The 8,674-nt window shown below is 70.3% G+C and carries 5 protein-coding genes and 1 pseudogene; 1 reads left to right on the top strand and 5 read right to left on the bottom strand.

The annotated features are described in order from the left end of the window. Positions 1-166 precede the first annotated feature (166 nt). The 4 genes and pseudogenes from KGQ19_RS45545 to KGQ19_RS45530 all read right to left on the bottom strand — a co-directional run bounded on the left by KGQ19_RS45545 (position 167) and on the right by KGQ19_RS45530 (position 6,938). Positions 167-4,417, bottom strand: a complete 4,251-nt coding sequence (locus KGQ19_RS45545; protein WP_212021342.1) for a Pls/PosA family non-ribosomal peptide synthetase — start codon at positions 4,415-4,417, stop codon at positions 167-169. Positions 4,418-5,292: 875 nt separating this feature from the next. Further along, positions 5,293-5,571: pseudogene (locus tag KGQ19_RS45540) on the bottom strand (transposase); the annotation flags it as partial. Positions 5,572-5,995: 424 nt separating this feature from the next. Further along, entirely contained in the window at positions 5,996-6,571 is a 576-nt protein-coding gene (locus KGQ19_RS45535) for a DUF6368 family protein (protein ID WP_212021339.1), read from the bottom strand. Between the two features lie 46 nt (positions 6,572-6,617). Further along, positions 6,618-6,938 (bottom strand): hypothetical protein, encoded by a 321-nt coding sequence (locus KGQ19_RS45530; protein WP_212021338.1) that lies wholly within the window; start codon positions 6,936-6,938, stop codon positions 6,618-6,620. Positions 6,939-7,141: 203 nt separating this feature from the next. Between KGQ19_RS45530 and prpB the strand changes: the two genes are divergently transcribed. Beyond that, complete coding sequence (gene prpB / locus KGQ19_RS45525; RefSeq protein WP_212021337.1) at positions 7,142-8,047, top strand: methylisocitrate lyase; 906 nt, start codon at positions 7,142-7,144, stop codon at positions 8,045-8,047. 122 nt (positions 8,048-8,169) lie between these two features. Here the strand turns inward: prpB and KGQ19_RS45520 are convergent. After that, positions 8,170-8,674 (bottom strand): copper amine oxidase (locus tag KGQ19_RS45520; RefSeq protein ID WP_498038954.1); only part of this gene is annotated, 505 nt, incomplete at its 5' end.

Genomic DNA, 8,674 nt, shown 5'->3' with positions numbered 1-8,674 from the left:
GGGTGAAGCGGGGTGGTGCCGGGTGAAGCGGGGCGGAGCGGAGTGGATCGAGGGGGGTGAGCGGAGTGGATCGAGGGGGCTGAGCGGAGTGGATCGAGGGGGGCTGAGAAGTGGTCGAGAAGCGGGGGAGAAGTCGGAGCGGGAGTCAGATCAAGTCAGGGGACTGTCAAAAACGGCGCGCCGGGATGCCGCGCCACCGGCTCTGTCCCGGCAGGTGCTCGCCCTTCATCACCAGCGACAGGGCGTCCAGCGTGGTGTCCTCGCCGACCTCGGCGTCGTAGAGCACGACACTGCGCGCCCCCACCGAACCGCCGCGGCCGACGACGACCGTCGACATCTTCATGACCCGGTCCTCGAACAGGTGGGTCTGCAGCGAGGTGAGCTCCCCGACCGCCGCGTCGTCGCCGACGGCCACCAGATCGAACTCGGTCATGTAGGTCGTGTTGAGCCAGACCCGCCGCCCGAACCGGGCGCCGAACAGCCGCATCACCCAGGGCGCCAGCGGAGTGCCGGTGAGGAAGTTCAGCAGACCGGGCACCACCAGGTTCTCGAACAGCCCGGTGACCAGCTCGGTACGCCGCACCCAGACGCCCCACAGCGGTTCCACCCGCTGCCGGTAGCGGCCGATGACCAGCCACTTGATCAGCACGACCAGCAGCGTGGCGAAGAACCCGGCGCCGAGCACCAGGGCCGGTGCCAGCAGGAAGACCGTCAGCGGCGAACTGCTCTGGGCGATCTTGATGCTGGTGTACAGGGCACCGAGCGCGCTGAGCGCACCGATCGTGGACGGCAGGGTGACCCGCGCGTACTCGATGGCCAGGCGGGCGGCGATCAGCCCGGGGCTGGGATCGTAGGTGTACTTCGCCGGGAACTGCTGGCTCTCCTCGCGCCGGGGCAGGAAGATCGCCGGCGAGCCGAGCCAGGTCGTCTCCGGGTCGATCGGCCGGGTCGGCGCCACCGAGTGCACGCCGAGCAGGCTGTTGTCACCCATCCGGCCCGAGCCCGGCAACAGCGCGCCGTTGCCGACGAAACTGCGCTCGCCGACCTCGGCCTGCGCGATCGCGATCCGGCCGCGGTGGAAGACCGCGGGCGCGACCACCGCGACGTCGGCCACGAAGCTGCGCTCGCCGATGACCAGCATGTCCGGGTCGACGAAGCTCACCGTCGCCACCTCCGACCAGCGCCCGGTGCGGGCCCCGAGCCGGCGCAGGAACGGCACCAGGTAGAGCGTGGAGTACAGCGAGTGGGTCAGGGTCAGGCTGGTGGTCATCAGGCCGTCGCCGATCCACTTGCGCACCCCGAACCCGCTGCGCTCGGCGTAGATGCCGGGCCGGACCCGCGGCAGCACCGCGCGCTTGACCGCGATGATCAGCAGGCAGGTCGCCAGCACGAACACCGGCCCGGCCACCAGGGTGGCCGGCAGCGACCAGTCGAAGCCGTCCTGCCAGGCCACCAGGCCGATCATGGTCCCGCCGGCGGCGGCGATCACCAGCGGCACCAGGATGAGCACCAACGCGCCCAGGGCGTAGCCGGCCAGCAGGCGCACCGGCCAGCGGCGCTCGTCGGGCCGCTCGGCCAGGACCTGCAGGATGGCCGGGGCCGATTCCTGCGCCGAGGCCGGGGACCCGGCCCAGTGCTCGCCGGCCGGGACCGTGTGGTCGGCCGGGAGCAGCGACTGCTCGCCGAGCGTGGCGTGCGCGCCGAGCGTCGAGCCGGGAAGCAGAACACTGTTGGTCCCCAGGTTGCTGCCCTCGTCCAGCCGGACCGGCGCCAGCCGCAGCCAGCCGCCCTCGATGGCGTAGGACTGCACGCGCGCGCCGTAGCCCACGCTCACGTTGTCGCCGAGCTCGACGAACTTCGGCAGACCGAAGGGCCCCGCGATGTGGCACCCGCGCCCGATCTTGGCGCCCATCGCCCGCAGCAGCGGCGGCAGCAGCGGGGAGCCCGCCAGCAGCGCGGCCGCCGAACCGGTCATGACCTTGGTGGCGAACCAGAACCGGAAGTAGGTCGGGCCCCACAACGGATACCAGCCCGGTTTCACCCCGGCCAACAGCAGCCGGCAGCCGACCGCCGGGATGAGCAGCACGTCCAGCAGCGTCCAGGCGATCTCCAGCGGGACGAACTCGGCGTAGCTCATGCGGGCCAGGTAGTCCAGCGGATCGCCCGAGGTCCCGAGCCCCGGCATCGGCTGGTGCCAGGACGCCAACAGCCGGTAGAGCAGGACCAGGGCCGGCAGCCCGAACACCATGAGCCACGCGTACAGCGCGGCGACCTGAGCGAATCCGCATACCGCGACCCGCAGCGAGGAGTGCCGGCGAGGCTGCGGACCTTGCCGCTGCTGCGGATCCGACGGTGCGCCGGCGGTGGCGCTCGCATCGTCGACCAACGCGGCCAGAGCGCTGACCGTGGGGTGGCTGTAGAGGTCTGCCATAGCCAGCCCCGCCGTCTCGGGCTGCTTGCGCAGCCTGGACATCAGCCGGGCCGCGGCCATCGAATGGCCGCCGAGGTCGAGGAAGAAGTCGTCCTCGACGGACAGCTCCTGGACGCCGAGGATGTCTCGCCAGGCCGCGACGAGGACCTGCTCGGTCGGCGTGCTCGCGGCGACGTGCGGCCGGGAACGCTTGGCGAGCGGCGGCGAGGTCGGGGCCGGGAGCGCGGCGCGGTCGACCTTGTCCGCCGCCAGCATCGGCAGGGCGGACAGAACCTCGACGAAGGAGGGGATCATGTAGTCGGGGAGGCGGCTGCGGAGCTTGGTGTGCAGGCGCTCGCGGAGGTCGTCGTGGTCGGCGTGGCTCGCGGGGCCGGTGTCGGCCTTGGCGGCGTCGCGGTCGGCGGCGTCGCGGCCGGAGTCGGCGTCGGCGTTGGTGTCGCGGGTGATGTGGCGCGCGTCGTCGTGGTCGGCGGGGCCGCTGTCGTGGTTGTGGTTGTGGTCGGAGTCGTTGCGGGTGTCGCGGGCTTCGCGGGTGTCGCGGGTGATGTGGCGCGCGCCGTTGTCGCCGGCGGCGCGCTCGCCTTCCAGCGCCGACCGGTTGGCCAGCGTGAGGTAGCCGACCAAGTCCTGCACCACACCGTCGTTCTCGCGCGGCACCACCACCGCGTTCTCGACCGCCGGGTCCTCACGCAGCACCTGCTCGATCTCGGCCAGCTCGATCCGGTACCCGCGGATCTTGACCTGGGTGTCTATCCGGCCGAGGAACTCGATCTCGCCGGCCGGCGTGAACCGGCCCAGGTCGCCGGTCCGGTAGACCCGCGGGCTGTATTCGCGGTCGGCGAGCACCGGGTTGGCGATGAACTTCTGCGCGGTCAGCTCGGGCCGGTTGAGGTAGCCGATGGCGACCCCGGGGCCGCCGATGCAGATCTCCCCGCTGTCCCCGGCGGGCACCGGGACCAGGTTCTCGTCCAGCAGGTAGACCCGGTAGCTGGGCAGCGGTTTGCCGATGGTGACCGGACGGCGCGCGGACAGCTCGGTCCAGGTCGCGCTGACCGTCCCCTCGGTGGGCCCGTAGACGTTCAGCAGCCGCCGGCCCGGGCGGGACCAGCGCTTGACCAGGTCCGGCGGGCACGCCTCGCCGCTGACCAGCAGGCTGCGCAGCGAGGAGATCTCGGCCTCGACGGCGGTGAGCAGCGTCGGCACACAGCACAGGACCGTGATCGCCTGCTCCACCAGGAAGGCGGCCAGCCCCTCGCCGACCCGCCGGTCGTCGGTCGGCCCGGCCACCAGCGTGGCGCCGACCACCCAGGCCGGCCAGACCTCCTCGACCGAGAAGTCGAAGGCCAGGGAAAGGCCCTGATACACCCGGTCTTGTTCGCAGACCTGGTAGATCGGGGCGACCGCTTGCAGGAAGTTGACCAGGCTGGCGTGCGAGACCGCCACGCCCTTGGGCCGTCCGGTGGTGCCCGAGGTGTAGATGATGTAGCAGGCCTGGGCCGGATCGGCTTCGATCGCCAGCCGGTCCGGTGACTGGGCCGCCACTTGCGCGGCCTGCTCGTCGAGTTCGAGGACCTGGCAGGGCAGGCCGTGGGTCCGGTGTCGCAGGGCCGAGGTGGTCACCAGGTCGCAGAGCTCTGCGTCCTCGGCGATGAAGGCGACCCGGTCGGCGGGGAACGAGGAGTCCAGCGGTACGTACGCGGCCCCTGACTTCATCACCGCGAGCAGGGCGACGTAGCTGTCCAGCGACCGCTCCAGCAGGATCCCGACGTGCCGGCCGGGACCGGCGCCGCGTTCGCGCAACAGGGCGGCCAGCCGGTTGGCCCGGCGGTCGAGTTCGGCGTAGCTCAGCGCGGCGGTGCCGCACAGGACGGCGGCGTTGTCCGGTACCCGGTCACAGGTCCGCTCGAAGTACTGCGAGAGCCACCGTACTATCGGCAGGTTCCAGTGGCCGTCGGGGTCCAAGGAGTCGGGATTGCTTTTCGGCACGCCGGAATGGGAAGGCGATTCGACGCTCGGCATGATTCCTTCTGTTCGCTCAGAACGGATGGTGACGGCCGCGGCGGTCGGCGAATTTACGACCGGGCCCATGTTATAAGGCTGGAATGTAGGGCTGCTGTAAAGGCGCGCCGTACGGCCGCGCCGAAAGCGGAAAGCACTTTCGGTACGGCGCGGTGGTCCGATACTTCGGTCCTTCGATTACTTCGGTGTCTCGATCCTTTCCGGCGCGGGGGCGGATCTCCGGCGCCGGGCGGAGCAGACGTGCGGAGCCGCGTCGTCGCCGGCCGACCTGCGACGACGCTCCTGACGAGGCTGTGAGCTGCGGCGTTGACTACCGCCGCGGGGCTAACAACGGGTACATGCGACAGGGCTCCTGGTTCATATCCGGACCGTTCTACTACATCGGACAGTAGGCCGGGCCGAGCAAGCCCTGCAAGGTTCTTAATGCTTTTCTCAGCTTGCTTTCATATCTCATGTGGCTGCTCGTCAAGGCGGTTTCCATGCTCCCTCGAAAGGGTTCTGAAGGCGTGCCGGAGATCGAGTCCGCGTGAATTCACGGGGACCGCAAGGGAAAGGCAAGTGGGAATCTCTGTTTTTTCCGCAGCTCAGGGCCGCCGACCGGCCGGGCGCACCGGCGGGGCAGGGGCCGGTAAGGGTCGTCGGCCCTCAGCGAGGGTTGCTGAAGGGTCGCGCGGGTGGGCGCGCCGTGGGCGGCCTGAGTGGGAGTCGCGTGCGGATGAGGACGCGGGCACGACACGGGGTATGGCGCGAGGCATGGCGCACGCCGGACGCCGGGCCGGTCAGGGGCTGTACCGCTCCAGCGCCGAGCCGGCGATCGTCGCCAGCCATGCGTGCTCCTCGGGCTGGTCGGCGGCGGTCTGGTAGAGCCGCCGCCACAATCCGGTCCGGCTCCACGTCACGAACCGGCGGTGCGCGGTGGCCGGCGACACGCCGAACTCCGGTGGCACGTTCCGCCAAGCGCAGCCACTGGTGAGCACGTAGACCACGGCGGTGAAGACCGCGCGGTCGTCAAGCGGCGCGCTGCCACCTCCTTGCGGCCGGGCCGAGAACGCGGGGAGTAAGGGTCCGACTTGCTGCCATAGTCGATCCGGAACCAGCCGATGCGACAGGACATCAACCATGGTGTCCATGATGGGGGAGGATGCTGTCGTTTGTGTAACGAGCGCGTCACCAATGGTAGTGGGTCTATACCACGTGAGACACCGACGGGGTGTTCCAGCGCTGCGATGGGCCCGGTCTGGTTAAGGTTCTGACCTGCTTTCCCCGGCCGCCGCCCGGATCGCGGGTGCTGCGCCGTCGTCGGGCCGGGTCGGGCTTCCCATCAGGGGTTTGTCATGATCCTCTCGGGCGGGGTGCGGGCTGCTCGGACCGCTTTATCAAAGGGTGCTGAGATAAGGGTCGGGGCGATCCGTGTTCGGTGTAGCGTGCGCGCGATCCTCGTGTCCGGCGTGTTTCCGAAGGCTGCGGGCCGCGGGCCGGGCGCTGGGCGTGGGGCGGCGGGCGGCGGGCGCCGGGTCCGAGTCGGGAACGCCGACGTACGGTTTCTCAGAAATGGCCGGGGCGATACCGGAACGGCATGCTGTAGTTCGTGAATTCGGGATGTGCCGCCCAGCCCCGGATGAACTCCGCACTCCCGAATACCCGGGGCGGTGCTTCCTCGGAGATGGCGACCACCCCGGGCAGCTTCCGTACCTCATCCACGATCCGCGACGACACCCGGAGCTCGACCAGTCCGCCGACCACCTCCTGCACGATCGCGCAGAGTTCGGCGAGCATCAGCCGGTCGACCAGGCCGGTGTACGGCGTGACCAGCGCGACGTCGTGGGTCGGGGAGTACCCGATCAACGGTTCGAGTTCGGGGTCATCGGCATGCTCGGCCCGGAAGACGCCCTCGTCGCCGAACCCGGGCCCGGTGATGCTGACGGTGAACAGGCGCGGCTCGCCGTCCGCCGGCTCCGGGGTCGCGGCGTTGAGCCGCCCCGGCCCGATCTCCACGTCATACGAGCCGGCCCGCGGCTCCTCGAAGCGCCGGGCCAGCCCCCTGAGTATCCCGCCGAGCTCTGCCGTCTGCGCTGCGGCCACCGGGCCCGGCAGATCGATGATGATTATCGATCCCGTCATCCGGCCACGATATCGCGGGCTGAGACGGGCGCTGCGGCTCGGCGCGTCAGCGCTGCTTCAGGACGATCCACCGCCCCGGCAGCACCGCGGCCATCACCATCAGTGGCCAGACCGGCTGGGAGTGGCAACGGAACCGGACCACGGACCCGTCCGTCGCCGCGAACGTCCGCACGGGACTGCGGTGGCTGCCGTTCGAGGTCAGCTGCAGGGTGTGCGTTCCGGGCGGCACCTGGGTCTGGAAGGTCTCGTCCGACGCGATCCGCCCCACCTCCTGCCCGTCGAGCAGGACCGACCAGCTGGCGTGCCGGTCCTGGACGGCGATCGTCGCCCCTGGCATCGCGCGTTCGAGGTGCAGTGTGGTGGTCACCGGTTCCGCCTCTTTCCAGGTTCGGGGCCCTCCAGGTCATCTTAGTTGCCGGTAGCCGCGGGTCAGCCGGCCCGATCGGGTTGCCGCCGATCGCGGCGGGCCACAAGATCGATGGCGAACCACCGCATCGAGGAGGAACCTGTGATCGGCCACGGGTACGCGCTGGCGGCCGTGGACACGGCCCTTCCGGAAGGACTGTTCTGATGCTGCACACCCGCACCACCCCGGCCGAACGCCGCCGCGCCTTCCGCGCCCAGCTCGCCTCCGGACGGCTGATCCGGATGCCCGGGGCGGTCAACCCGCTGTCGGCGCGGCTGATCCAGGAGACCGGGTTCGAGGCCGCGTACCTGTCCGGCGCGGTGTTCTCGGCGGACCTGGGACTGCCTGACATCGGGCTCACCACCTCCACGGAGCTGGCCGAACGTGCCCGGCAGATCGCTCGGGTGTGCGACCTGCCGCTGCTGGTCGACGCGGACACCGGCTTCGGCGAGCCGATGAACGCGGCGCGCACCGTGCAGCTGTTGGAGGACGCCGGGGTCGCCGGGCTGCATCTGGAGGATCAGGTCAATCCCAAGCGGTGCGGGCATCTGGACGGCAAGAGCGTGGTGCCGCGTGCGGAGATGGTGCGTCGGGTGCGGGCCGCGGTTTCCGCACGGCGTGACGCGGACTTCGTCATCATGGCGCGGACGGACGCGCGGGCCGTCGAAGGACTCGACGCCGCGATCGACCGGGCCAAGGCGTATGTCGAGGCAGGCGCCGACGCCGTCTTCCCGGAAGCGCTGGCAGACGAAGGGGAATTCGCCGCGTTCCGAGCCGCGGTCGGCGTACCGCTGCTGGCCAACATGACCGAGTTCGGCAAGGGCCGGCTGCTCACCGCCCAGGCGCTGACCGACCTCGGCTACAACATCGCGCTCTACCCGGTCACGCTGCTGCGCCTGGCCATGGGCGCCGTCGAGGACGGGCTGCGGACGCTGGCGGCTGAGGGGACGCAGGCGGCGCTGTTGCCGCGGATGCAGACGCGTTCGCGGTTGTATGAGTTGCTGGATTATGAGGCGTATTCGAGCTTTGATTCGGGGGTGTTCGATTTCACGCTGGGACCTGGTGATTGATTGGGTTTCGGGGCGGGCGGATAGCTTTCGGGGTGGGGAGTCATTGTCTTGGTGCTGTCAACGCGGCAGTTTCGAGGTGCGCATTCTGAGCTGGCGGGTGCGAGTGTGAGTGCGGCTCACCCTCACTCATGCTCCCCGCAGCAATGCGTGCCCTGATTCGCCGCGCCGACGTCCAGCGCCGGGTTCCGCGCGAAGAAGTCCACCGGCTTCAGCGTGAAGCCCGCGTAGTCGACCGGCATGACCGGCCAGTCCTCGGTGCGGGGGAAGTGGGTGAGGCCGAAGGTGTGCCAGAGGACGATGTCCTGGCCGTCGAGGTCGCGGTCGGCGGCGGTGTAGGCGGGCAGGCCTGCGGCGCCGGGGTTCTGGTTGACCAGGTCGCCGGCGGGGTAGCGCTCGGCGGGGTGGTAGCGGGTGACCCATAGGTGGCCGGTGGCGAAGGTGGCTCGGCGGTGGATTGAGGAGTTCGGGTCGGCTAGCAGGGGTGGCTGGCCTTCGGGGTACAGGGCGTAGCCGACTGGGCGGCCTAGGCGGTTGGGGCGGTCGGGGTTGACGATGTGCCAGGCGCGGGCGCGTCCTGGGTCGGCGAGGCGCTGGGCTTGGGATTCGCGGGTCAGGCGGGTGCGGTCG

It is taken from the genome of Catenulispora pinistramenti (genome assembly GCF_018274385.1).
In the GTDB taxonomy this organism is placed as follows: Bacteria; Actinomycetota; Actinomycetes; order Streptomycetales; family Catenulisporaceae; genus Catenulispora; species Catenulispora pinistramenti.
Note: the sequence above shows the minus strand (reverse complement) of the source record. Positions and strands in the feature narration are given on the sequence as shown.